Genomic DNA, 26649 nt, shown 5'->3' on the forward strand with positions numbered 1-26649 from the left:
TAAATCTTCTAAACTGATCATTTCTATTTGATTCATAACATAAAAAAATCATATATTACTTTTCAGTATATTTTAAAATTAATATCAGATTTCAACAGTCCCATAAGATGAAGAAAAATCTTTAGTCTTAAATTCTAGTTTAAAACACCTATACGCTACGGAAATTTATATAACTTTCTAAATAACGTCCCCAAACTGGATGCATATAGTTTTAAATATGGAAAATCATCCATTGAATCAAGGATATATCCTACCTTATCAATATTTCCTTCTATTTTTAATTCATTCTTTTCAGCAAGCTGCAATAACTCCTTTTTAGCATTATTTTTATTTCCTAGCGCCGAAAGCAATAACATATTAAATTGAGGCCTTGTTAAACTTAAAACAGCATCCGCATTTCTATATATCCTATCTGGAGTGTTACTAAGAGTGGAATTACTAAAGCTTATACTAATTTTTTTATTTAAATCCATAAAGACAAAACCAACTTTAACTTCTGGTTTATTTTGAGCTTTATCTGGAGATATATTAGTAGCAAGATAATCAAACAATGCTTCTAGTGGGATACTCATAAAGGCATTAAACTGTTTCTTAAGATCAAGTCCTCGTTTTTTGATGCCTTTTCTTAATTTCAAAGCTTCAGTCAAATAAAAATTTCTCCAAGGTGCATTTTCTGACTGAAATGCTAATTGTTCATAACTGCTAGCAAGTAATTGTTTAGCCTTTTTATTTTTAGGGTTTACTATCACAATTTTATTTAGAATCTCTGCTACCCAACGATAGTTATTTTCTTCATAATCTTTGTGTGCTTTTTTTAGCACTTCTTCTTCACCACCCATATATTCAATATATTTTTTACTAGCTTCAAATGTTGCAAGAGGATGTAACTCTGCAGGATTACCACTAAACCAACCTAGATATTTAGCATAAGTACCCTTCACATTTGTATTTAAAGAACCATAGTATTCTCTATTTGACCAGTAATTTGCTAAACTTTTGGGTAACTCTACTCTTTCTGCAATTTCTAGCATATCCAAACCTTTATTTGCCAATCTTAAGGTCTGATCATTAATATAACGATATAAATCTCTTTGCATAGTTAAATGCTTTTTAATATCATGAGCCCCCCATAATGGCCAATGATGTGGTGCATAAAGAATCTCAGCCTCATTTCCCCACTTCTGCAAAGCTACGTTAAGATATTTTGACCAAAGAAGTGGATTACGCAAAGATGCTCCTCTTAGTGTAGATATATTGTGCATTGTTTGTGACGCATCTTCAGCAGTACATAAAGCTTTATATTTAGGAATATAAAAAAACATCTCTGAAGGTGCTTCTGAATCATGCGCCATATAAAAAATCATCTCTATATCATCTATTTGTAAGATTTGATCATCTTCATTAACTGTGACATTAGGAGGAATTAATGAAGTTGCCCCTAATGGAACAGTCATACCCAAACCAGCACCAATTTGTCCAACAGAATTTTTAGAGATCAAATTTCCATACATATAGTTAGCTCTATGACTCATTATCTTTCCTGCTAACAGATTCTCGCTGATAGCATGGTTTAGAAAGCCTTCTGGAGCGATGATCTGAATTTCATTATCTACGACATCCTGGTTAGAAACAACTCCAGCTGCTCCACCATAATGATCAATATGACAATGAGAATATATAATGGCTAAAACTTTTCTTTGTCCTCGGTGTTTATAATATAATTCCATAGCAGCTTTAGCTGTTTCTACCACAGTTAAAGGATCGATAACTATAATACCATTTTCTGTTTCGATTATAGTTAGATTAGAAATATCTAACCCTCTGACTTGATAAATATGCTCTGTAACTTTAAAAAGGCCTGATATCAATAAGAGTTTAGCCTGTCTCCATAAACTTGGATTAACTGTATCTGGCACCTCTTCAGAATTAATAATAAAATCATACTCTGTTGGATCCCAAACTATCTTGCCAGAATCATCTTTTACGATGCCATTATTAGCTAATGGTGCAATAAACCCTCTCTTGGCATTTAAAAAACTAGAATCATCAGCGAAAGGTAATTTCTCTTTATAGGATTGATTAATCTCTAATGTATAGCTTGTTGGAACTGAACACTCTTTATATCGACTAAATTTACTCATTTTAACTTCCTTAGTTTTTACACCTAATTCATTAAAGTAAATATATTTTCAAAATTTGCTTTTATTAAAAATACTTTGCACAAATAAAGTATCACATATAAGAACCAAAATGGTCAACAATTTAAAGTTTCATATTTAAACCTAAATCACTTCTAAAGACTACCTCAAAGAGAATTTCTTTCATTAGTCTTACAAAATTAAAATGTCCTCTAAACAAAACAAATAGTCGCCAAGAAAAAAGAAATAAAGATCATAATATACAAATACGTAAGAATCTATAAACAATCAAATGAAAAATACTAAACATATCTTTATTTCCTTTATAGGAATTGTTTTAATAGCTGCCATTTTAAGGGCTCCTATTACATCTATATCACCTCTTCTTAGCAATATTGTAAATATGATCAACATATCTCCCGTAACTGCTGGATTATTGGTCAGCTTACCATTACTAATTTTTGCAACATTATCATTATTTATATCTTCTTTTGCAAAGAAACGCTCCTTAGAAGCAAATCTAATGATATCCATAGTACTAATAATCATCGGTATACTAGTACGTTCTTATATCAACATATATACAATCTTTTTAGGCACTATTATCATAGGGGTTGGTATCACAATATCAAATGTTCTAATGCCAGTTTTTATAAAGCAAAAATTCCCAAATAACATTCCTTTTATGGTATCTATATATGGCTTGATGATGGGATTAGGATCTTGGCTAACTATTAGTGTAATGGTACCAATAATGCATTGTGCAAGAAACCTTTCTTTTTCTAAAAATTCTAGTCTAACACTATCATTATCAAGCATTGCAATACTTGGTATAATAACACTAATTATATGGTTACCTCAGTTTAAAAGTAAAACTCTATTACCTAAAAATAGTGGTTCCACAAATATACATGGTCATGTTTGGAAATCTAAAATCGCATGGCAAATAAGTATCTTTTTATCAAGTAGTGCAATATTAATGTATACTTTTTCGACTTGGTTACCTTCTATTTTAGAAAGCCAAGGCTACTCTATACAAGACTCTGGTTATTTAGCAGGGTTATTCCAAATGTCTTCGAGTCTACCTGTGCTAATAATAATTCCTCTTATGAAAACATTAAATAATAAAAATATCCTATCCTTATTATTAGCATTATGTACTTGCTTAGGCACGCTATTACTTTTACTTAAAGCAGTTACCATTATTGCTATTATATTATTAGGAATTGGAATTGGTGGTACATTTATGGTTAGCTTAATATTAATAGGTGTCAGAACTAGCAATGCGCAAATAGCAGCTATCCTTTCTGGAAAATCTCAGTCAATAGCATATATCCTGGCTGCTGCTGGACCAATTGTAACAGGCCTATACCATCAAATAACTTCTAGCTGGAAGCTACCACTTATTATCTGTATTGGTATATCAATAATTATGGTTCTTTTTTCAATTTTTGTTGCAAATCCTGAAAAAATAACCATTGATGATATTTAAGAATTATTCTGACAGTAGTTTTTAACATACCTTTTAGGAGAACATTTAAAAATTCTCTTAAAGAAAGTAACAAAAGTACTCGTTGATTCATACCCCAAATAATCAGACACCCAATCTACCGAATAACCCTCATATAACTTTTGTAATGACACAACAATATGTAATTGTTTTTTCCAATCACTAAAGCTCATTCCAATATTTTTCTTAATTTTCCTTGATAATGTCTTATCACTAACTGAGCACCTATAAGCCATATCTGAAATATATTTATATTTTGTTGGTTTTTTGAACCACTCTAAAGCTACCTCTCGTAAAAGATCTTCAGTAGGTAGTGAGAAATTATAAGAAGTTGGTAACATATTTGATAATTGATCTACTAGAACACTCCCCAATTTTTGATTTTTTAGTTCTAATTGATCTACTATCTTTTGCTGTGATAAATATAAGACCAGCTCTTTTATCAGTGGCGAAGTGTATATTACACAAGCTTTTTCTGGCATTTCCCCTAGTATAGATCTATTTATAAAAACCATACATACTTCATTATATTCACTTATTAAACTATTATGATAAACATAGCTAGGAATCCATAGAGCACTTCCTAAAGGAGCTACCCAAATATCTCCTTCAATATTTGATTGAACAGATCCTTTTATTGGTAATATTAATTGAGCTTTAGAATGACTATGGTATTTAGACTCTTCACTATAGTTTTTAATTTGGGATTTTAATACGACTAAAAAATCTGGATAACTATCTGGATCAAAATCTATAGTCAACATATCTCTTAACATAAAACCTGGATATCTCTAAATAGCTATTTTAAACTTATTTCATATACATTTTTTCTTTTTCCCATAACTGAGTAAGCCCGACTTTTGACTTAAACTCCTCAAACCCCATCATTAAATGCTCAAACTCAGAGTTATTTCTATTTTTGACCAAAGACTCCATATAATCTCCAATAACTTTTGCAATAATTCGTGAATTATCTGTTGGATAAGCTGCTATATGATAACCTAAAGCTTCAAGTCTATCAGCAGGTAGTATAGGTGTTATGCCTTGTGGAATCATATTGGCCATTAGGTAAACTCCCTCTGGAACTAAAGATGGAATAGCTTCAAGTTGCTCTACAGATTCTGGAGCTTCTATAAAGATTGCATCTGCGCCAGCTTCAACATAAGCATTAGCACGCTCAATAGCAGCTTCAAAACCCTCCAATGCAATAGCATCACACCTTGCCATAATAACAAAATCCTGGTCTTGACGAGTATCAACAGCAGCCTTAACTTTACAAACCATTTCTTCTTTACTAATAATAGACTTTCCTTGCATATGCCCACATCTTTTTGGAAAAGTTTGATCCTCAATAAACAATCCAGCTGCACCAGCCTTTTCAAAGAGTTTTATTGTTCGAATAACATTTGGAATACCTCCATATCCAGTATCTGCATCGGCAAAAACTGGACAATTAGCAGCATCCACGATACGGGATAAACAACTTACCATTTCAGATGAGGACATTAAAGAAGCATCACCAGCACCAAGAAAAGCCGCTGAATTTGCATAACCACTACAACATATAAGCTCAACACCTGCATCCACAGCAAGTTTGGCACAAAGAGGATCATGCACGCTAGGCATTATTGAAATCTTGTTATCATTTAATAAATGTCTAAATTGAGTTGTTTTTTTCATTTTATATTATTTCACTTTTTAGTTTTTTAAAGGCAATATATAAAATATATCTAAATCTGATAAAGAAATACAAAAATTCTACTGCAATAATCTTAACTTATAAGAGCTCTAATATAGAAAGAAATTTAAACGTTATATTTCCACAACTCAAACATTCTGTTAGCGACAACTTTATTTGCCTTTGCTGTTGGATGACAATAATCCCAACATAAATACTTCTCAGGATCTCCCAAAATCTCTATATCATACTGAATATTACCTAATGAGTCAGCCCCACCATAACTATCAATACAAGCATCAGTAACATTCTCAAAACCATACTTCACAGGATTATCAATACATTCATTTAACAATGTAAAAAAGTCAAAGAGCTTAAGGTTTACCTCAGGAAAAAGCATTTGCAAATCAGTAACTCTATTTCTTAATAAACCATTTTGCAAATTAATATTTAACTGCAAATAAGATTTAAAAAACTTACCTACCCAGTTTGATAAATACTCTTTATATCCGGGCGCTCTTGTTACATCTGGAATATTCCAAACTATTATATTTCTTGCTCCCATTAAGATAGCCTTTCTAAGAATCTTCTTAAGGTCTCTAGCAACTCTTAGTTTTGCTGTTAAATTTATATATGGTATTTCATTATAAACGGTAAACATAAAATTATTAGCACCACCATTTATAATAACCATATCATCGCTAGCAAACCTACCTTCTTCATTCTCAAATCTTGCTAACTGCTGAGATACAGGAAACGAATGGTGTTTAAGTAAAGACGATGGGTTAGGACCATGAGTTAAAGCTCCTCCTATTGCATAATTTTTATGCTTAACCTCTTGTGACTGCTGTTCTTTAGCTATCAATTCAGCTAAATACTCAGTAGAGACAAAACCATTAGAAAACCTTCCATCAAAATAAGGCTTTCCTGGTATATCAAGAGTTTTCATAATATTACCATTATCTAAAAGACTATCACCAAAAACTACAAGTCTATTTATATTCATATTCTTTACTGATCCTTATACTCAAAAAAATTGACCATCCAATGAGCTATTATCAAACTATTATCTCTTATTCTCAAACTCTCTAAAGCATGCTGAAATTCATTTTTAATATCATCTTGATACTCTTTTATCAAAGCATGATTATGAACTTTTAGCATTTCTGGGTGTGCCTGAATCCCAAGGATATGACTATTTATACAAAACATTTGCACCTTACAATAATCACTCGTACTTATAAGCTCAGAACCCTCAGGTAATTCCACGACCATATCTTGATGATAAAATAACAAACTTAAATAATTATGAAATGGCTTCATCCAGCTTTTTTGCTTTAGAACTTTGACATTTCTCACACCTACTGCAAAGCCTTCTGGCCCACGCTCAACCCTACCGCCTAAAGCTTGAGCTAATATCTGATGACCAAAGCAAATTCCGATTATCTTTTTATTTTTATTATAAAGCTTAACTATTTCAGATCTCAATTTAGCTATCCAAGCCAAATCATCAAATGCTGTGGCCTTACTACCAGTTATTATAAAACCATCATAAATATCATAGTTTTCAGGATACTCCTGTTCGGTTACATCAAAAATATCCAAATCAACAACCACTGATAACTTAAAAAACAGATTAGCGAACATATCGGGATAATTCCCCCCTGAAACTACCCTTCGATGCTCAGGTATATGATCTGTTTGTAAAATTGCTATTTTCATTTTGTTATTTTTATAACTCTATTTTATTAGTGCTTCGAATAATATCTTCTTAAACTCTTCAGTAATTTCAAAAGTATATGTATGTGCTTTACCACCTAAACGAGAGCCTTTTATTTTTAACAGATTTTTATCTTTAGAAATATCTTTGATATTTATTACATCTACGCTTGAATCATCCAATATCTCAGCCTTACGCTTCCAGTTATCTCTATATCTTGTAATTGCTGCCCTATAAGAACCTGAAATTTTATTTTCTAGAGCTCTTTTGACAAACTCTTCTGCTCCCTGAGGAATCTCTTCAGCAAACTTTTTTAATTCATAAAGAGTTCTTACATCATCTATAATTCCTTTTTCAGACAATTCACGAATATTATCATCAGAATCTGAAATCTTAAGGCGCATCGAAATCCAGCTATTATCTCTTCCTAAGATCTTAGCAATATCAGATTTCTTCATTTGTTTATTATTTATCAAATCTTTTAAAGCATCAGCTTCTTCAAACGGTGAAACACTTTCACGCTGATCATTCTCTAAAAGTTGCAAAAGTACAATACTAGCATCAGACTCTTCTTGTCTAACTATGCAAGGGATTGTTGTAAGACCAGCCTCTTTACTTGCTAGATACCTTCTTTCCCCAGCTATTATATAATGCAAGCCATCTTCTTTTTTAGTTGTAACAATAATTGGCTGAATCACACCATTTTCTTTAATACTTTTAGCTAATGACGCAATATTTTTAAAGGTTTTACGTGGCTGATCTTTATCTGGCTGAACAATATTTAAAGGTAGTTCAAAAAGCTGCCCTACTTTACTAGCTTGCTCATTAAGCTCCTGTAGTTGCATTGCCCTAAGTATATCTTTTTTTTCTTGTCCTACAGTATCATGAACTTTTTGATTAATTTTACGATTCATTAAAGATACTTTCTTAGCCATTATTTTCTCCAAAGAACTCAGTTATCTCTCTAGCAAGCTTTTTAACTTGTACGTGAACTTTACTCTGTTTTGCATAATCACCAATATATAAACCTTCAGCTTCAGACTCTATAAACTTAACACTTTGAGAAACATACGCTTCAAAAAAATTACCATCTTCTTCAAAAAAATCCATCAAACTTTTTGACATATTTGATTGCATTTGAACTCTATTTGCAAAAAACTTATATGGCTTATCTGCAGTTAAAGCTAAGTCTTTCGCTTCAATAAGACCAGATAAATCCATTCCGCTTGGCGAGCATGGTATAACTACCAAATCAGACAATAAAGCTGATTTTAAAGCCGCTGTTTGAAAATTAGGCGGTGTATCAATAACAATATAGTCTAAATCAGATTTTAGCTCAGCAACCTTTTCTCTGACGCTTTTTTCATCCAAGTTATAAACAAAACCTTCAGATTCATCATTTTTTGTCATCCACATATAAGCATCAGGCTTATCTTTGTCCATATCTACTATAACAACCCTAAAACCTAACTCTTTCAACCCACAAGCAATATTTATAGCTGTTGTAGTTTTTCCAGAGCCGCCCTTTTGCTGTAACAAAGAAATTACTTTTGCATTTTTTTGATCCATTTTTTTAAACCTTAAAATGTATAGCTTTATTTTATTTATATAAAATACTTATAGGATTATAGTCTATATTTGTCTGCTATAAAACCAACTTTTGTATATTAACTATTGATATGTTAGATGTTTTCTTATATTTTATTAGATCACTTGTGAGTGTTTCAAATACTCTTTTTACAAAAAATTCATTTCGAAGGTTTTAAAATGGCAAAAAATTTAGTAATCGTAGAGTCTCCTGCAAAGACAAAGACTATAAAAAAATATTTGGGAAATGACTTTAATATTCTTGCATCTTTTGGTCATGTACGTGAGATACCATCAAAAGATACTTCTATAGATGTAAACGATAACTTCAAAATTAAATTTACAACTAGCGATAGAAGTAAAAAACATTTAGATGCGATCAAAAAAGCGGCTAAAGATGCAGATAGCATTTATCTTGCTACCGATCCAGATAGAGAAGGTGAAGCAATATCTTGGCATGTTAAAGAAGTTTTAAAAAATTCACGCCTACTTAAGGATAAAAATGTCTATAGAGTCAGCTTTAACGAGATCACAAAGTCAGCTGTTACTAATGCTATAGAAAACCCTAAAGAGCTTTCTATGGACTTAGTAAATGCTCAAAAAGCACGCCAAGCTTTAGATTTTTTAGTTGGTTTTAATTTATCCCCACTACTATGGCGCAAAATCACTAGTGGCTTATCTGCTGGAAGAGTTCAGAGTCCCGCACTAAGAATGATTGTTGAACGTGAAATTGAGCGTGAGAGCTTTGTCAAAAAAGATTACTGGAGTTTAACAGCTGATACTTTCAAAAAGAAAAAGATCCTCGCTAATTTAATAGAATTTGACAATACAAAAGTTGAGCAATTTACTTTTAGCAAAGACAAAGATGCTGAAACTGCAAAAGACACTATCTTAAAAGATGCTAATGGTTTTTTAATTGTTGATGGAATTACTGAAAAGAAAACAAGAAGAAATCCATATCCTCCTTTTATAACTTCAACATTGCAACAAGAAGCTTCTAAAAAGCTTGGTTTTACTGCAAAAAGAACCATGTCTACAGCACAAAAACTATATGAAGGTATAGATTTAGGAAATGGTGAATCTGTTGGTCTTATTTCATATATGAGAACCGACTCTACTAACCTTTCTAATGATGCTCTTAATGACATTAGAAGCTTTATTGAATCAAAATATGATAAAGATATGTTACCAGCTAAGCCTAGAGTTTTTGGTAAAAAATCACAGAATGCTCAGGAAGCTCATGAGGCTATTCGTGTAACTGCTGCAAATAGAACTCCTGAGTCAATAAAGCAGCGCCTAACGGCTGATGAATTTAAACTTTATAGTTTAATCTACAACAGAACTATCGCATCTCAAATGAAGCATGCAACATTAAATAGTACATCCATTGATTTAATCACAGAAAATAACAAACACAAGTTTAGAGTTACAGGAACTGTTATTGTTGATGCTGGATTTTTAAAAATCTACAACGTTGAGAAAGATGAAGATGACAAAGGCGAAGATGATGAGATAACTTTACCTAAATTCGAAAAAGGTGAAAAAATAAAACTTAATGATGTGATTGTTAAAGCTCACTCAACAGAACCTCCTCCCCGTTATACAGAAGCATCGTTAGTGAAAGCTCTAGAAAAATATGGTATCGGAAGACCTTCTACTTATGCAACAATTATCTCTACACTGCAGCAAAGAGAATACGTAAGTGTTGAAAAACGTCGTTTTATCCCTACTGACAAAGGCCGTATTGTAAACAAATTCTTAACAGAATACTTCAAAAAATATGTTGAATACTCATACACAGCAGGTCTAGAAAAAGAGCTTGATGAAATTGCTCACCATAAAAATGATTACTTAAGTGTTCTAAATAGCTTCTGGCACCCTTTTATTGAAAGAATAAATAAAATCTCTGAAGATGTTTCACGTAAAGATGTAGTTACTGAAGAGCTTGATGAAGACTGTCCTGAATGTGGTAGCAAATTATCTTCTCGTCTAGGTAAGAATGGTCGATTTATTGGTTGTACTAACTACCCAACTTGTAAATATACTCGCCGTGTTGATAGTGATGGCAAAGAAATTGAAAAAGAAGAGCCTACAATAGTTGAAGGTAGAAAATGCCCAGAATGCGAATCAGATTTACATATCAAACAAGGCCGCTATGGCAAGTTTATAGGCTGCTCTAACTATCCGAAATGTAAGCATATGGAACCACTAGAAAAACCTAAGGATACTGGTGTTGTTTGTCCTAAATGTAATAAAAACCATATTGTTGAAAAGAAATCACGTAAAGGCAAAGTCTTCTATGCCTGCTCAGGATTTCCTAAATGTAAGAATGCTTACTGGTATCCACCAATAAAAGAGCCTTGCCCTAAATGTAACTCTCCAATTCTTTTACATAAGACAACTAAAAAAGATGGTGAGCAAAAAGCATGTCCTAATACGGAATGTGATTATGCTGTGCCCTTTGAGAGTAAAGAATAAAATCTAAGCTTTATTTTAATTTATAATATAATCTACAATCAAATTTCTAAAATAAAATACTAACTAAATCCACATTGGCGGAAAAATAATAGGTAAAATAAGGATACAGAATAGACTAACTATTATAGCTAAACTAATTGTTAAGTAACTAACCTTTGATATGTTTATATTATCTATAGTTTGAATCTTATTAGCAAAAATAGATAGACAAAATCCAAATACAAAAACACAACCAAATAATCCTAATGCTGTCTTAAACATTGCATTTAACATACCATCTATCATGCCAGCTGTCAGCATCATTAAAAATATAAGATAATATGGGTTTGCACATATTTCTATTCTATTTTTAAATAAATTTTTAATACTTGTAATAATCACTGTTGCCGCTGCTATAAATGCTGGTATTCCCCATTGTGACCATATTTCAAGTAATATATTATGAGGATATCCATCAGGGCGCTTAGTAATTGCTAAATAGTTCCACTGACCCACCCCTGTTAAAGGATGATCAATCCCAACCCAAAAAGCTTCTTTCCATAGAGGAATTCTACCACTCATACCTGTTCTTAAAAGATCTTCTGTTGAAGTCATTCCCGAATATACATTGGCCATAATAAAATTAATATAAAACAGATCTAACAAAAAGCCACATATTAATGTAGATATCATTAGCGTAAATATCAACTTAAAGTATTGACGTGCAAAAATAAAAATTAATGGCAATATCACTATATACTCTGCAAATATTGTTCTAAAAGCATGATTAATCAATATAAACCAAGAAAGAGTTAGAGCTATAAATGCTCCAATTTTATATATAGGTCTTAAGTCAGCAACCCATGGCAAAAGTAAAAGTGGTAAAAACCAACTAAAATAATTATCTAAGAAGCGAGGGTTTAAACAATTATACATAAATAATAAAATTTTCTGTATATTCCCAGCTATAATTGAACCATATACAGAATAGTTAGCTAAAGATAACTGAAGAAATAAAGCTCCTCCAAAGAATATTAGTGACAACAATATAATTGCGAAAAAAACTTGTACACTCTTAAAGTTATCTTTAACATAAACTGCAATAAATAAAACACAAAAAAATTGCAGAAATGTCACCGATACACCTTTAAATGCTATTGAAGGAGATATAGCAAAAGCCGATGAAATAATCCCTAAAATAAAAAATATAACTATCGCATATTTAATTATTTTTGAAAAGCTTTTAAATAATTCTATTACCTTTGATAACAACAGTTTATTAACCAAAATCGCAACACTTGCCACACAAAGGCTATAGTAGAATATGTAGTACCTATCAATAAATAGATAAATATTCACCGAGAGTAGATCATTAAAATACTTTCCTTTTTCACCAGATATAGGCATTATATTTAATGTTGTATAATGCATAAAAGGCATTAAAAATACAAAAAATATAGCTAGTGCTAAAAAGTAAAAAACACAATCGCTATATGTGATTTTCTGCATGATTTGCTTCATTATTATCTTTTCCAAATTACAAAACTTATTTAATCTAATAGTTTAGCAAAAATATAGATTTTATTCTTTGAAAAGATTAGAAATTCTAATTATTTGATAGAAACAGAGCCTTTGGCTAAAATAGAGTTATCGGACTTATTAACAACTGTTGCTGTCCATTTTCCTTGACATATTTTATCATCGCTAAGAACACTTTGGCTATCACTTGTGATATCTTGAGTATCCTTAAATTTAGTAATAGGGAAAGAAGTACTATAACAATTAGTATCTTTAGGAGCCGACCAAGTTAGATAAATTGTGCCCTGAGGCGCCCCATTCCAATTTGTAAGAATCTTGGCATCAATCTCATGAGTTTTAGCTTTATACTTTAAGTCTAAAGTAGCTGTTGGCTTATCAACTGATAAATCTTCTCCATCTTGATCTGGATTATCTAATTGATCGTCAGGATTAACTTTCACTGAATCATTAGAACCATACAACCCACTAATAAAAGAACTATAAGACTTACTAAAAGAGTGATACGTATCACTACAGCTCGCCAACCCTAAGACCATTATACAAAGCGCTATTTTTTTCATTAACTCTCACCTATTTACTTTCTATTTTTTGAGATTGATTTTGCTGTTAAATATCAATTTCTTTTTTTACTTTATTAAACTACTGATCAAAAAACTAAATAGTTAAATATCTCTTCATAAAAATTTAATCAGTTTCTAACACAAGCTATATTTTAACATTTGAACAAGACAAGTAAAGAAGATATGTTACAAGAATATTATATTTAACTATCTACTGCTAACCTTTAACTGATTAATTTGTTGAGATATTTTAGAAGCTAAGTTTTGTGAAGGCGTGATATGTTAATTTTTTTGTGCTTGTTACAGCTGCCATATTTGCTTCAACGGATCTAAAGCACATTATGTCATAATAGATGCTACTGCAAATATTACAATAGTAGGATAATCTTTTTATAATACTATGACACTTATAAAACAACAAAACAATTGCGTCATAGCACACAAGGTAAGATAAAAATATATAGAAAAATAAAAGAGATTATTTAAAGGTACTAAACAGTTATTGAATCCGTAGCAATTACATTATTATCAAATAGAACATTTGCAGTCCATGTACCGTGACAGTATGTCTTACCTTGTTTGATTTCAACAGATGCCCAAGTTTTATCTTTCTTATCACTATACTTAGTAATTGGGAAACTAGTATCATAACACTTAGTATCTTTAGGAGCTTCCCATTGTAATTTAACACTTCCTTGAGGATTATTATTATATGTAGTATATATTGTTGCAACAATTTGATCTTGGCTATTTTTCTTAAGACTAACTGAAGCTGTCGGTGCAGTTGCCCCTGATGCTGAAGTTGTTGTTTCTTGTGTTTTAACCTGCTGACCTTGAGAGTCTTTTGCATCTTTACTATCAAAGCCTAAAGTTGAACAACTTGCCAGCCCAATAACAGCTAAAGAAATTGCACTTAATCTAACTATATTTTTCATAATCCACGCTCCTGAAAAGTAATTTTATATTATTTAACATTCACTTTGATTATATCAATAATTTAAAAAAAAACACAAGTTATTTACTAAATAATTATACAGCTAACATTACGATTTTCATTTACTAACAAATTATAGGTTTTACATGCCACATCACTTGCCATAAAGTCGACACTCTTACCATTCTTAGCTAATTCTGCTATTACCTCAACAGGTGGTATAATCTGTGCTCTGCCAGTTCCAATAATCACAATTTCTGGATCATTTTTAAGAATAAGTCCTAAATGACTTTTCTGAATATCTTTTACATCAGTGATCTTGTCTTTATAATCAAGAACCTCTGTTGAGGATAAAATAAGAGGATAATCATACTCACCAATATTTAACCTAAACCTACCATCGATATATTCTTTAAAAAAAACTGGCGCAGTTATTTTTTCTTCTTGTAAACTCATCATAGTAAAAAAACCTTGATTATAATAATATAGTTATCATATATAAAATTATAACTTATCAATATTATATCTAAACAATATTTTAAGGTGATTATGAATTCAATAACTCAAAATACTGATTTACCAAATCTTTCGCAGTTTAAAATAAATGAAGTAAAACCTGCTATAGATTCTTTATTGGAAATAGCTGATAAAAATTTAAAACAAGCTTTAGAGACTAAAAACCCAAGCTGGAATACACTACAAAAGTTAGAAGAAAATGATGAGAAAATTACTCAGGCTTTTTCTTCTATTTCACATATGAATGCTGTTTGTAACACTAAAGAGCTACGTGAGAGTTATGAATACGCTATAGCTAAGCTAACCGAATTTTATACAAAAGTTGGACAAAATAAGGAATTATACAGTTTATACAAGCTAGTTCAGAAGCAGAAGCTTGATAAAGAGCAAACTCAAGCAGTGCGTAAAGCCATAGTTAGTTTTGAGCAATCAGGTGTAAATCTTGATGAGGCTAAAAGAAAGCGCCTACAAGAAATATCTCAAGAGTTAGCACAACTAAGTTCAAAGTTTGAAAATAATGTTTTAGATGCAACAATGGATTGGATATACTCTACAAGTGATGAAAAAGAGCTTAAAGGTTTATCAAGCAATACTATTGAGGCTGCAAAAGCTAAAGCAAAACAAAAACAGCTAAGTGATGAATATGCTCTTGGTATTGATATCCCAACATATCTTGCAGTTTTACAACAAGCAGATGACAGGTCCCTAAGAGAAAAATTCTATAAAGCATATTGTACAAAGGCATCAAAAGAAGCAGACAATAAGAACTTTAACAACGATCAAATAATTGAACAAATACTTAAGTTACGTATTGAAAAGTCTGAAATATTAGGTTTTAAAAACTATGCTGAAAACTCGCTTTTCACAAAAATGGCAGAGACTCCAGAGCAAGTATTAGAACTTCTAAACAACCTTTTAGAGAAATCTACACCACAAGCAAAAAAAGATCTTAACGAGCTGCGTAGATTTGCTGAAGATGCCGGTTTAGTTGATGGATTACAACCTTGGGATACGGCCTATTATTCTGAAAAACTAAAAAAAGCTAAGTTTGACTTTACAGAAGAAGAGCTAAGAAAATATTTTCCTCTAGAAAAAGTTCAACAAGGTTTATTTACTATACTTAATAAAATATATGGGTTAGAAATACGCGAAAATACAAAATATGCCAAATATATAGATGAGCAACAGACTTTTGATTTTTATAAGAATGATGAATATATTGGCAGTATAATTTGTGATTTTTTTGCTAGGGATAATAAACGTGGTGGTGCATGGATGGATGGATCACGTACAGCATTTATTAACTCCGCTAACCAAAAACAAAAGCCTGCTGCTTATGTTAACTGTAATTTCCTTGCTCCTTCAAAAGATGGCGCCAACTTAACTCATAACGATGTTGTTACACTTTTTCATGAATTTGGTCATGCATTACACCATATATTATCCCAAGTTAGCATACCATCTATTTCTGGAACAAATGGAGTTGAATGGGACACTATCGAACTACCAAGCCAATTTATGGAAAACTTCTGTTGGAGTGAAGAAGGCCTAGAGTTAATGTCTGGCTCTCGCGATGGAAAAGCATTAACTAAAAAGCAAATAGATAAGCTTGTTGGCACAAGAGAATTCCATGCAGCTTTAATGATGGTTAGACAACTTGAATTTGCTATCTTTGATATGAATATTCATTATAAGAAACTAACAACAGTAGCAGACATCCAAGATGAGTTAGATAGTGTAAGAGAAAAAATAAATCTAATGAAAACTCCTAGCTATAATAAGTTCCAAAATGGTTTCTCTCATATCTTTGCTGGGGGTTATGCAGCTGGCTACTATAGCTACAAATGGGCAGAAATACTATCTTCAGATGTTTTCTCTCGTTTTGAACAAGAAGGGATTCTTAGTGATAAAGTCGGCCAAGATCTACTTGAAAATATTATTTCAAAAGGTTCTTCACGTGATGCTATGGATAACTTCGTGGCATTTATGGGTCGCAAACCTAGTGAAGAGGCACTACTTAGACATAGTGGAATTAGTTAGCTGTAAATTTAACTGTCATTCCAGACTTGATTCGGATTCCCTTGACTAGTGGTTAAGACTATAAAGATTCCCACCTGCGTGGGAATGACATAAAAACCTCGTAATAAAAGAATACATTATGCTATCACTCAAAGATATGAATAAAACTAAGACAGACATTGGCAACAAAGCAGAGTTACAAGCCTGTAAATTCTTAAACTCTCAAGGTTTAAAAATTATAGATCAAAATTTTAAAGCTCTACCGTATGGCGAAATTGACATTATTGCCCTAGATAAAGATATTCTGATTTTTGTTGAGGTTAAATATCGTAGCAAGACTAGATTTGCTAAAGCTGAAGAGATGCTTACTTATAGCAAACAACAAAAGCTAATAAATGCAGCAAATATCTTCTTACAGCAAAATCCCAACTATGAAAATTATGAATGTCGTTTTGACTTAATTGCTATAAATGAGAATGATATTAACTGGATCAAAAATGCTTTTGGCGCGGTATAAAGAACTTATAAACCACTACATAGATCTGTAAAGCTACCTGTAACAAAGGATGCCTTATCACTTAATAACCATAAAATAGCTTCTGCAACCTCTTCAGGCTTACCTCCTCGATTCATAGGCAAGGTTTTGGCAATCCTATCAACTCTATCGGGTTCACCTCCATCAGCATGAATATCTGTATAGATAAATCCAGGTCTAACACAATTCACACGTATACCATCTGCAGCGACTTCTTTAGCAAGTCCAGTTGTTAGAGTATCAATAGCACCCTTAGAAGCTGCATAATCAACATACTCAAATGGTGAACCACTTCTTGAAGCACCAGATGAAACATTTACGATAGAGCCTCCCTTGCCACCGTTAACTTTAGACATCCTAACTATTGCTTCTTTACAACAGTAAAAATGACTCATAATATTTGTATTAATAACTGTTTTAATACGCTCGCCACTCATTTGTATTAAAGGCATTTTAGTTTTTAAAATACCGACATTATTTACTAGATGAGTAATAGTTCCCATTTTATTATCAATCATTTTAAATAATTCAGAAGTTTCTTTTTCATCAGAAACATCAGCTTGTATAGCAATACATTTAGCGCCAATTTCTAAAATCTTATCTCTAACTTTAAACGCTGAATCCTCATCATTTAGGTAGTTAATACATACAGAATATCCTTTTTTTGCTGCTTGAATTGCCGTAGCAGCACCAATACCTCTACTTGATCCAGTAATTAGTAAAACTTTATTATCCATACTTATACTAAATTCTTCTATGATTACTAAAGCATATACCTTCAAATTAAGTTTTGAAATATATTAGAGAAATAAACTTAAAATAGACTGCCTATGTATGTAATTATTGAGAAATAACTTTTAATTAAAGTTCTTCAGAAAGAGCTATTAACTTCTTAGCCTGCAAAAGCTGATACTCATCTGTTTCATCATTGATATTAAGATTTAAATGCCCAACCTTACGCCCTTTCCTAGGCTCTTTGTTATAATTATGAATTTTAACTCTATCTAAAGAAGATAAATCTTTTGTCGATGGCATACCACCTATACAATTTAGCATCACCGTTTTTCTACTTGTAGTATCACCTAGAATTAATCCAGCTATAGCTCTTACATGATTCTCAAACTGTGATGTAATTGCACCATCTATACTCCAGTGACCACTATTATGCACTCTAGGAGCTATTTCATTTACAATCAACTCATCACCTTTGACAAAAAACTCAATTGCAAGCGTGCCTACATAGCCAAATTCTTTAACTAAAGTTTTTGCAACCTGCTGAGCTTTTGCTTGTAAAACATCATTTTCAAAAGGTGCTTCTGACTCAACTATTATACCTTGTTTATGAATATTTTTAGCTAACGGGTAAAATACAATATTACCCTTAATATCAGCTGTACATATTTGAGAAACTTCATAATCAAAATCCACAAAAGCCTCATATATAAGACCATCAGGTGCATCCTTTAAAGCATTCCGAGCTTTAGCAATATCATCTTGTGATTTAATTACAAACTGACCTTTACCATCATAACCAAATCTACGTGTTTTAATTATCGCAGGTAACCCATGCTCTTTAACAGCATCTTCAAGTTTATCCAAACTATCAATATTGACAAACTTTGCAGTCTCAATACCATGATCACGCATAAAAGATTTTTCAAGTAAGCGATCTTGTGAAATCGCTATAGCTTTAGCAGATGGATAAACATTGACCTCATGATTAACTGCTTTTATAAGCTCATGAGATATGTTTTCATTTTCAAAAGTTATCACATCAAATTGCTTAGCCCAATTTACAACCTCATTGACCTTATCTAAATCAATATCTGTAACACTTTTTACAACCTCTTCAGCACAATCACCTAACTTGCCTAAACAATGAAACTCTAGTCCAAGAGGTGTACCTGCAATACTTAACATTCTAGCAAGCTGGCCTGCTCCAATAATACCTATTTTCATACCTACCTACTGCTCTCTAGGGTTTGGATTTTCTAAAACAGTCTTAGTTTGATCGGCTCTAAATTTCTCTAATGCCTCACCTATTTTAGGGTTTGTATGTTGTAAAATACTAGCTGCAAAAAGTGCCGCATTCTTACTTCCTGCTACTCCTATTGCAAAAGTAGCAACTGGAATGCCAGCTGGCATTTGCACTATAGATAGTAAACTATCTTTACCACTTAATGTACTAGATTTAACTGGTACTCCTAAAACTGGCAGATCAGTTTTTGCAGCAACCATACCTGGCAAGTGAGCAGCTCCTCCAGCTCCAGCGATTATAACCTTAAGACCTCTTTGTTTAGCAGTTTCAGCATAGCTAAACATTTTATCTGGAGTTCTGTGTGCAGATACAACCTCACATTCATAGCTTATACCTAAGCTATCTAAGATATCACAGCATTCTTTCATTGTACCCCAATCAGATTTAGAGCCCATTATTACACCAACATCTATACTCATCTCTTCTATCTCCAACCCAATTTATAAGTTTATAAAACTATTAAATTTAATACTTCTGGTCATTCCCGCGCAGGCGGGAATCTTTCTATAGTAAGCCAAAACGTAAGAGATACCCGCCTACGCAGGTATGACTATTAAATATAGGCTTTTTTAGCTTAAAATTTTATCATATAAGTCAACCCAGTCAGAATTCATAGTATTTATAATTCTATCTTTCCAAGCCCTATTCCATTTCTTAAGCTGTTTCTCCCTAATTATAGCTTCTTCAATATTTTCATAAACCTCAAAATAAACAAGCTTATTTAAGTTATACTTCTTACTAAAACTATCTACAAATTTATTCTTATGTTCATAAACTCTTTTTACAATATCAGAAGTAACTCCTATATATAAAACACCATTATTTTTATTAGTTAATATGTATACGTAGCCATTCTTCAAAGCTATTTTTTCCAGTTTTTAATAACCTCAACCCAAGCTTTACTCTCTAAATCCTGTACCTTAGCTTTTAAACTTTCAGCAGTTTCATCATCACTAACATCACACTTAGGCTGTAAAATAGTATTTCCAGCATCAACCTCTTCTGTAACCTGGTGGATAGTACAACCTGAAATATTATCACCCGCATTAATTACAGACTGATGAACATCAAGATCCATTAATCCTGCATGTTTTGGTAAAAGTGATGGATGGATATTTAAAATTTTATTTTTAAAGCTATTTATAAAAATAGGACTTAAAATACGCATAAAGCCAATTAATAAAATCAAATCTGGATTATATTTTTCAACCTCATTAACAAGTACTCTATCGTACTCTTTTCGATCCAATCCTTTGGCACTTATAAATTTATTTGGAATATTATAGTTTTCAGCTCTTTCTAATATATATGCAGATTTTCTATTTGAAATAACTACATCTATACTAGCATCTATTTCTTTTGTTGATATAGCATCAATTATAGCCTGCATATTGGTACCTCGTGTTGAACCTAATATTGCAAGTTTTAACTTAGCCACGACTTATAACTCCTGATACTTATTACCACGTAATAAATTCATATGCCTTATACGCTTATTAATAAGCTCTTTTGTACCAATATCTGGGCGGTGATACATTTTGCCATAAATATTCTTTACCGCCTTTTCAGCCTTTTGCTCAGCTTCTGCTATAGTATCTCCCAAACCAAGTACCGCTATTGCTCTTGATCCTGTACCAATCAACTTACCATCTTTATAATCAACAGCTCCAAGGAAAAGCTCAACATTATCTGGACATTGTGAAATATCAATCTCAAAATTTTTAACAGATTGATTCGGATATCCCAATGGTACTAAATACTTACACACACTCGCTTGTTTTTTAAAGCTAGAATTTACTTTATCAAGAGTCCCTTTTGTTATTGCTTCTGCAATCTCAACAAAATCGGTCTCAAGGAGGGTTAATAAGTTCATTGCTTCAGGGTCACCAAAACGAGCATTATACTCAATAACTTTAGTATCATTTTTAGTAGCCATAAAACCACCATATAAAATACCCTGATATGGTTCACCAAACTTCTCTGCTAATGCATGTGCAACCTTTTCATTAATTTCTTTAGCTCTCTGAATATCTTTATCAGATAAGAATGGCAAACTATGGTCTGCATCAGAATAAGTTCCCATACCACCCGTGTTCGGACCTTTATCGTCCTCATGAGCCCTTTTATGATCTTGCACAGCCGGCATATGAATAAAGTTTTTACCATCAGTAAATGATATTAGAGAAAATTCTTGTCCAACTAATTTCTCTTCAATTACAAATTCTTTACCTGCATCTACTAATGATTGACAATGCTTAATTGCCTCAGACATGCTATGTAAATGATCGCCCCATACAAGCACACCTTTTCCACCACAAAGTCCATCTGCTTTAATTACAAACTGTTTTTCATATTTTTTTAAAGTTTGCTCAACTTTATCCATCGAATTAAATTTTTTAAAGAACGGATTTGCATCAATTTTATAATCGCATATTAAATCTCTAGTAAATCCTTTAGATGTCTCTAATTGCGCCAATTTCTTAGTTGGTCCAACCACACCTATTCCATGTTTCTTTAAAATATCTGCCAAACCAACTTCTAGAGGAGCTTCTGGGCCAATTATTGCTATATTTACACTTTGTGCTTTTGCATATCCTAAAACAGCATCACAGTCACAAATATCAGCAACTTTATAGCCTTGCGCTATTTTATCAATACCAGGATTAACCGCTCCACTAATACAGTAAAGATTATTTTTTATAGAGCTCTTCTTAACAGCTTCAGCAATAGCATGCTCTCGACTACCTGAACCAACTAGAAGAATATTCATTTGCTTCTCCGCATTTAAATAGTTTGTAACGTTTTCAGCAATACGCTGATTTATATTTTCTAAATCTTTTGGTAACTCAAATTTCTGCCCAGTTATCATCTCAAAAAGCATTATATATTTTTGTGATAGCTCAACAATAAGATCTTCAGGTGCCTCAGGTAAAACCTCATCCTTATATGGATCACAGTTTTTGGCAAACCAAAGTCTAAAAAACTCCTTATCAATATTCTCGGGTTCTAAATTTTTCTCAAACCTATCAAAATAGCTACTTTCCAACCAGAATCTTGAACTATCCGGAGTATGTATCTCATCAATTAAAATAATCTCTCCAGTTTTCTCATCAATACCAAATTCATATTTAGTATCAGCTAATATTAGTCCATGCTCTAGCGCTTTTTGTTGTCCAAACTCAAAAAGTTCCAATGCCTTTTGTGACGCAAAATCCCATTGTTCTTGAGTTAACCAACCTTCTTTGACTATATCTTGTACTGAAATTGGACGATCATGATCTTGTTCTTTGGTAGTTGGAGTTAAAATATTTTGAGGCAGTTTTTGATTCTTTTTTAAACCCTCAGGTAAAATATTACCACAATAGTCACGGCTACCATCTTTATAATGAGTCCATAAAGAAGTAGATGTTGAACCTGTTATATATCCTCTAACTACAAATTCAATAGGTAATACTTTTGCTTTTCTAGCAATTACAACATTTGGATCTGGCGATTCTATAAAATGACTTTTGACAATATGAGCAGTTTCTTTAAACCACCATACTGACGATTGCGCAAGTATCTGTCCTTTAAAAGGAATAAATCCTAAAGATCTATCAAATGCAGACTGTCTATCTGTGGATATCAAGATACTTTTATCTTTAGTAAAGTACATATCCCTAACTTTACCAGTATATTTATCTTTGATATCAAGATTTGTTGATTTTAAAACATTTTTGATATTATTTGTAATAATCTGTTTATCAACCATTAAATGATTTCCACCTTACCTGAATTTGTAATTTCACCTATTTGATATAACTTAGTATTAATATGTTTTTCAGCAAGTTGTTGCATTTTTTCGTATTGATCTTGGCTAGCAATGATAGTCATACCTATACCCATATTAAATGACCTATACATTTCAAACTCACTAATCTCACCTATTCTCTGCATTACTTTAAAAACTGCAGGAGTATCAAAACTATCTTTAGAAATCTGTGCACCTAAACCTTCTGGTAACACGCGTGGAATATTTTCAATAAAACCGCCTCCTGTAATATGTGCCATACCTTTAATAGCAACACCATTATCTAAAAAGTCATGGACAATATTTGTATAGTTAATATGAGGCTCAAGTAACACATCACCTATTGTTTTACCTTTTAATTCAGGATATATGTCTGTATGCTTATTACCAGCTACATCAAAGAATAACTTACGTGCAAAAGAATAACCATTTGTATGCAGACCTGATGAACTTAGCCCAAATACAATATCACCTTCTTTAATACTTTCACCATTGATAACTTTATTTTTATCAACCACTCCTGTGATAACACCTACCATATCAATTTCACCAGTTTGATATACTCCAGGCATTTCTGCAGTTTCACCACCTACCAAAGACACTCCACATTCTGCACAGGCTTTTGACATTCCTTTAACAAGCTCTTCCATAATTTCAGGGTCTAACTTATCATGAGCTACATAATCCAGAAAAGTAATCGGTTTAGCTCCCATGACAACGATATCATTAGTAGCAGCTGAAAAAAGATCATAGCCTAGATTTTCAAACTTACCACACATCACAGCAACTTTAGTCTTTGTACCAACTCCATCAATAGACTGAACTAGAACAGGATCTTTATAGTTATTAATTATATTTTTTAATGAATATAGTGAGCCAAAACTTCCCAAGCCAGTTAAAACATCTTTTGTAAATGTCTTTTTGACATGATTTTTCATTCTTTCTACAGCTTGATTTCCTGCTTCGATATTTACTCCAGCATCTTCATATTTTAGGCTTGCCATTTTAAATTCCTTTTCTATATACTTTTGTCAGCAATAACAGCAGTCAAACCACCTTTAAAACAGGTAGATTAACTAATAATCACTTGGTAAAATTAACCCTCGTTCTGCTCCTTACAACACTGAAATGTATTATATAAAAGCTCTGTAATTGTCATAGGTCCAACACCTCCTGGCACAGGAGTAATCGCAGAAACCTTATCTCTTAGACCATCAAAGTCAACATCACCGCGTATTTTACCATTAACATGGTTTATACCAACATCAATTACTACAGCTCCAGGCTTAACCATATCTGCTGTAATAAAGTTATGCTTACCAACAGCAACAATTAATATATCCGCTTTAGTTGTATGAGATTTAAGATCTTGTGTAAATCTATGACAAGTTGTTACGGTTGCCTTAGCATTTAGCAACAACTGTGAAACTGGTTTGCCAACAATATTACTTGCCCCAACGACTACAGCATAGGCACCTTCTGTTCTTATACCATACTCTCTTAGCATCGTCATAATTCCCTTAGGCGTACATGATTCAAGACATTTCTTATCTCTTAGCTGAAGCCTACCAACATTCGTAGGATGGAAACCATCTACATCTTTCTCTGGTTTGATATTATATATAACCTTCTGCTTATCAATATGTGCTGGTAAAGGAAGTTGTACAAGAATTCCATTAACACTATCATCATTATTTAGCTTATGGATTAGTGTTAATAACTCTTGCTCTGTAGTTGCTTCAGGTAAAGTAATCACTTCAGAGTCGATACCAACTTTTGCACAAGCCTTCTCTTTTGAGCCAACATAAGTTTTACTCGCTGGATCATCTCCAACTATAATTGCCACAAGTTTGGCGGTGATTCCTGTATTACTTTTATATTCTTTTACTTGATGAGATAGTCTTTGTTTTAGACTTAATGAAAGGGCTTTACCATCGATTAAAATCATAGTTAATTTTCTAGGACACAAATTAAGATTTATGCCTATATAATAACAAATTTATATGGCCTTTTGACATTTTTTTGAAACTATTTCTTGAACTAAAGGTACAATAAATTTAGATTTAATTTTACAACATTTTTCTATTCTTCATCCAGTAATATATATATGTCGTACTGTATAATCCTATGGCTACACCAAATATAACATCACTGGGATAATGAGCTGCTATTATCACTCTACTACCAGCAAATATTACAATCAACACATACCACATATATTTTAACCTTGGAACCATATATAAAAAAGCTAAAAACATCGCTGCAACAGTTATCGAATGTCCCGATGGCATACTTGCAAAATTATATCCAGGAGCATGAAAATGCTCAAAGTAATGAGATCCATATTGTAAAAAGAATTTAGGACGCGCTCTTCCTATGATCATTTTCAATATTTGTCCAAAAATCCCGCTAATTGCAACTGTAGCAATCATAAATCCTGCATATACTGAAAGCTTATTAAATAAAACCTCAAATTTCTCAGAAACTCTTTTAGGATCACAAATTAATCTTGCAAGAACAATAAGCGCGCAGATTATAAGAATATACTCAGCCTTACCTACATTTGTAATATCTCTGAAAATAGTATCTAGAATATGAGGCATCGAATGCTTAATATACTCCTCAACTGGAGTATCAATATTATAAAAAGTAAAAACCACAACTAACATTATTGGTATAAAAGTATATTTTAGCTGTAGATATTTGGGAATTTTCTCATCTAAAACTTTTGGTTTTTTAAAAAAATCCTTTAATTGGTGAAAATTATTTGTAATTATTTTTCTCATTTTATTCATACACAAATTTCTGCTGTAAAACAAGTATAGCAAAGATTTTCGCTACAAATTAGAAAAAAATTCCCTTAATTTTATTAACTAAATTTAATTATTTTTTTTACAAATCACTTGAATGGAGGTTTTTTATGTCTATAATTGAAACTACCTGATGACGAGGTAAATCAAATCTACTAAGTCTCAGAGATATGAAAATAAACTATAAGGAAAATATCATGAAAAACTTAAAAACAAAAACTCAAAAAGGTTTCTCACTAGTTGAGTTAATGGTGGTAATCGCTATTATCGCTATCTTAGCAGCAGTAGCTATACCTATGTATTCTAACTATACAACTCGTGCGAAAGTAGGGTCCGGCATAACTTCTGTAGCAGCTGCTAAAACGGAAATTGCTGAAAAAATTGCTGATAGCGTAACTCCTACTAGCAGTAACATTAACTTACCTGCTGGTGTTACATTAACTAATGCTACTACTAGTGGTGCTACTTTACAACTAGGATTCAATTCTTCTAATGAATTAGCATCTGGTGGTACAGTTCAACTTGATCTTGTTGGTACTACAGATGGTACTACATTCACTTGGGATTGTAGAAAGGCATCTACAGCTACTTTAGACGACGCTAGTTTACCTGCAAGTTGTCAAGACGCTTCATAAGAATTATAAATAAAATAGAGTGACTATCCGTCACTCGTTATTAATAAATCTTACTTTTATTTTTTATTTTTTATTTTTTATTTCAATCAGTTTACTGTTTATTATTTAGGCTCTGTGCACAAAAATAAATTTTCATCGAAGCCAAATAAAAGTACAAGCTAATTTAATCATTCCTATATATGC

25 protein-coding genes are annotated in these 26649 nt (G+C 32.1%); 5 read left to right on the forward strand and 20 right to left on the reverse strand.

The genetic code is table 11. From position 1 onward, the window contains the following. Positions 1 to 155 precede the first annotated feature (155 nt). Positions 156 to 2141, reverse strand: a complete 1986-nt coding sequence (locus AB8E56_RS06775; RefSeq protein ID WP_329479395.1) for an alkyl sulfatase dimerization domain-containing protein — start codon at positions 2139 to 2141, stop codon at positions 156 to 158. 289 nt (positions 2142 to 2430) lie between these two features. On the opposite strand from AB8E56_RS06775, the gene AB8E56_RS06780 reads away from it, so the two are divergent. After that, positions 2431 to 3630: an MFS transporter gene (locus AB8E56_RS06780; protein ID WP_329479397.1), complete on the forward strand. Its 1200-nt coding sequence runs from the start codon at positions 2431 to 2433 to the stop codon at positions 3628 to 3630. Here AB8E56_RS06780 and AB8E56_RS06785 read toward each other — a convergent pair. From AB8E56_RS06785 to AB8E56_RS06810, 6 genes are all read right to left on the reverse strand, one after another. Further along, positions 3627 to 4424, reverse strand: coding sequence for a helix-turn-helix transcriptional regulator (locus AB8E56_RS06785; RefSeq protein ID WP_329479399.1), 798 nt, complete (start codon positions 4422 to 4424; stop codon positions 3627 to 3629). The two genes, AB8E56_RS06780 and AB8E56_RS06785, sit on opposite strands and share 4 nt — an antisense overlap. Before the next feature lie 34 nt (positions 4425 to 4458). After that, complete coding sequence (locus AB8E56_RS06790) at positions 4459 to 5328, reverse strand: isocitrate lyase/PEP mutase family protein (protein ID WP_329479401.1); 870 nt, start codon at positions 5326 to 5328, stop codon at positions 4459 to 4461. Between the two features lie 125 nt (positions 5329 to 5453). After that, on the reverse strand, positions 5454 to 6332 hold the full coding sequence (locus AB8E56_RS06795) for an SGNH/GDSL hydrolase family protein (protein ID WP_329479403.1): 879 nt from the start codon (positions 6330 to 6332) through the stop codon (positions 5454 to 5456). 5 nt (positions 6333 to 6337) lie between these two features. After that, complete coding sequence (locus tag AB8E56_RS06800; protein WP_329479405.1) at positions 6338 to 7048, reverse strand: type 1 glutamine amidotransferase; 711 nt, start codon at positions 7046 to 7048, stop codon at positions 6338 to 6340. Positions 7049 to 7066: 18 nt separating this feature from the next. After that, the gene (locus AB8E56_RS06805; RefSeq protein WP_329479407.1) at positions 7067 to 7981 is read right to left on the reverse strand and encodes a ParB/RepB/Spo0J family partition protein; all 915 of its coding nucleotides are present in this window, start codon (positions 7979 to 7981) and stop codon (positions 7067 to 7069) included. After that, a complete protein-coding gene (locus tag AB8E56_RS06810; RefSeq protein WP_329479409.1) occupies positions 7974 to 8615 on the reverse strand; it encodes a ParA family protein in 642 nt (213 codons plus the stop codon). The genes AB8E56_RS06805 and AB8E56_RS06810 overlap by 8 nt, the downstream gene beginning before the upstream one ends. 198 nt (positions 8616 to 8813) lie before the next feature. On the opposite strand from AB8E56_RS06810, the gene topA reads away from it, so the two are divergent. Beyond that, a complete protein-coding gene (topA, locus tag AB8E56_RS06815) occupies positions 8814 to 11111 on the forward strand; it encodes a type I DNA topoisomerase (protein ID WP_329479411.1) in 2298 nt (765 codons plus the stop codon). A 63-nt stretch (positions 11112 to 11174) separates the two neighbouring features. Here the strand turns inward: topA and AB8E56_RS06820 are convergent, their stop codons facing one another. The 4 genes from AB8E56_RS06820 to AB8E56_RS06835 form a co-directional block, all read right to left on the reverse strand. Continuing rightward, positions 11175 to 12611 carry an O-antigen ligase family protein gene (locus AB8E56_RS06820; RefSeq protein WP_329479413.1) on the reverse strand — a complete coding sequence of 479 codons (1437 nt, stop codon included), beginning with the start codon at positions 12609 to 12611 and terminating at the stop codon, positions 11175 to 11177. Between the two features lie 89 nt (positions 12612 to 12700). Beyond that, on the reverse strand, positions 12701 to 13189 hold the full coding sequence (locus tag AB8E56_RS06825) for a TUL4 family lipoprotein (RefSeq protein WP_329479414.1): 489 nt from the start codon (positions 13187 to 13189) through the stop codon (positions 12701 to 12703). Between the two features lie 491 nt (positions 13190 to 13680). Continuing rightward, positions 13681 to 14124 carry a TUL4 family lipoprotein gene (locus tag AB8E56_RS06830; protein ID WP_329479416.1) on the reverse strand — a complete coding sequence of 148 codons (444 nt, stop codon included), beginning with the start codon at positions 14122 to 14124 and terminating at the stop codon, positions 13681 to 13683. Between the two features lie 86 nt (positions 14125 to 14210). Next, positions 14211 to 14582, reverse strand: coding sequence for an Mth938-like domain-containing protein (locus tag AB8E56_RS06835; protein WP_329479418.1), 372 nt, complete (start codon positions 14580 to 14582; stop codon positions 14211 to 14213). A 90-nt stretch (positions 14583 to 14672) separates the two neighbouring features. On the opposite strand from AB8E56_RS06835, the gene AB8E56_RS06840 reads away from it, so the two are divergent. Both AB8E56_RS06840 and AB8E56_RS06845 read left to right on the forward strand, forming a co-directional pair. Beyond that, positions 14673 to 16679 carry a M3 family metallopeptidase gene (locus tag AB8E56_RS06840; RefSeq protein WP_329479420.1) on the forward strand — a complete coding sequence of 669 codons (2007 nt, stop codon included), beginning with the start codon at positions 14673 to 14675 and terminating at the stop codon, positions 16677 to 16679. A gap of 136 nt (positions 16680 to 16815) precedes the next feature. Continuing rightward, positions 16816 to 17175 carry a YraN family protein gene (locus tag AB8E56_RS06845; protein WP_329479422.1) on the forward strand — a complete coding sequence of 120 codons (360 nt, stop codon included), beginning with the start codon at positions 16816 to 16818 and terminating at the stop codon, positions 17173 to 17175. 5 nt (positions 17176 to 17180) lie between these two features. Here AB8E56_RS06845 and AB8E56_RS06850 read toward each other — a convergent pair whose 3' ends face one another. The 9 genes from AB8E56_RS06850 to lpxE all read right to left on the reverse strand — a co-directional run bounded on the left by AB8E56_RS06850 (position 17181) and on the right by lpxE (position 25807). After that, positions 17181 to 17930, reverse strand: coding sequence for an SDR family oxidoreductase (locus tag AB8E56_RS06850; protein ID WP_329479424.1), 750 nt, complete (start codon positions 17928 to 17930; stop codon positions 17181 to 17183). Between the two features lie 124 nt (positions 17931 to 18054). Beyond that, complete coding sequence (locus tag AB8E56_RS06855) at positions 18055 to 19152, reverse strand: 5-(carboxyamino)imidazole ribonucleotide synthase (RefSeq protein ID WP_329479426.1); 1098 nt, start codon at positions 19150 to 19152, stop codon at positions 18055 to 18057. 6 nt (positions 19153 to 19158) lie between these two features. Further along, positions 19159 to 19650, reverse strand: coding sequence for a 5-(carboxyamino)imidazole ribonucleotide mutase (purE, locus tag AB8E56_RS06860; RefSeq protein ID WP_329479428.1), 492 nt, complete (start codon positions 19648 to 19650; stop codon positions 19159 to 19161). Positions 19651 to 19800: 150 nt separating this feature from the next. After that, positions 19801 to 20091 (reverse strand): GIY-YIG nuclease family protein, encoded by a 291-nt coding sequence (locus AB8E56_RS06865; RefSeq protein WP_329479430.1) that lies wholly within the window; start codon positions 20089 to 20091, stop codon positions 19801 to 19803. A gap of 2 nt (positions 20092 to 20093) precedes the next feature. Beyond that, positions 20094 to 20669, reverse strand: coding sequence for a phosphoribosylglycinamide formyltransferase (purN, locus tag AB8E56_RS06870; RefSeq protein WP_329479431.1), 576 nt, complete (start codon positions 20667 to 20669; stop codon positions 20094 to 20096). 3 nt (positions 20670 to 20672) lie between these two features. Continuing rightward, on the reverse strand, positions 20673 to 22982 hold the full coding sequence (gene purD / locus AB8E56_RS06875) for a phosphoribosylamine--glycine ligase (protein WP_329479433.1): 2310 nt from the start codon (positions 22980 to 22982) through the stop codon (positions 20673 to 20675). Next, a complete protein-coding gene (purM, locus tag AB8E56_RS06880; protein WP_329479435.1) occupies positions 22982 to 24025 on the reverse strand; it encodes a phosphoribosylformylglycinamidine cyclo-ligase in 1044 nt (347 codons plus the stop codon). The genes purD and purM overlap by 1 nt, the downstream gene beginning before the upstream one ends. 92 nt (positions 24026 to 24117) lie before the next feature. Next, the gene (folD, locus tag AB8E56_RS06885) at positions 24118 to 24969 is read right to left on the reverse strand and encodes a bifunctional methylenetetrahydrofolate dehydrogenase/methenyltetrahydrofolate cyclohydrolase FolD (RefSeq protein ID WP_329479437.1); all 852 of its coding nucleotides are present in this window, start codon (positions 24967 to 24969) and stop codon (positions 24118 to 24120) included. Positions 24970 to 25090: 121 nt separating this feature from the next. Continuing rightward, positions 25091 to 25807: a lipid A 1-phosphatase LpxE gene (gene lpxE / locus AB8E56_RS06890; protein ID WP_329479439.1), complete on the reverse strand. Its 717-nt coding sequence runs from the start codon at positions 25805 to 25807 to the stop codon at positions 25091 to 25093. 221 nt (positions 25808 to 26028) lie between these two features. Between lpxE and AB8E56_RS06895 the strand changes: the two genes are divergently transcribed. Further along, complete coding sequence (locus AB8E56_RS06895; RefSeq protein ID WP_329479441.1) at positions 26029 to 26466, forward strand: pilin; 438 nt, start codon at positions 26029 to 26031, stop codon at positions 26464 to 26466. The last annotated feature ends 183 nt before the right edge of the window (positions 26467 to 26649 follow it).

The sequence above is a fragment of the Francisella sp. 19X1-34 genome (assembly GCF_041102755.1).
Classification (GTDB): domain Bacteria; phylum Pseudomonadota; class Gammaproteobacteria; order Francisellales; family Francisellaceae; genus Francisella.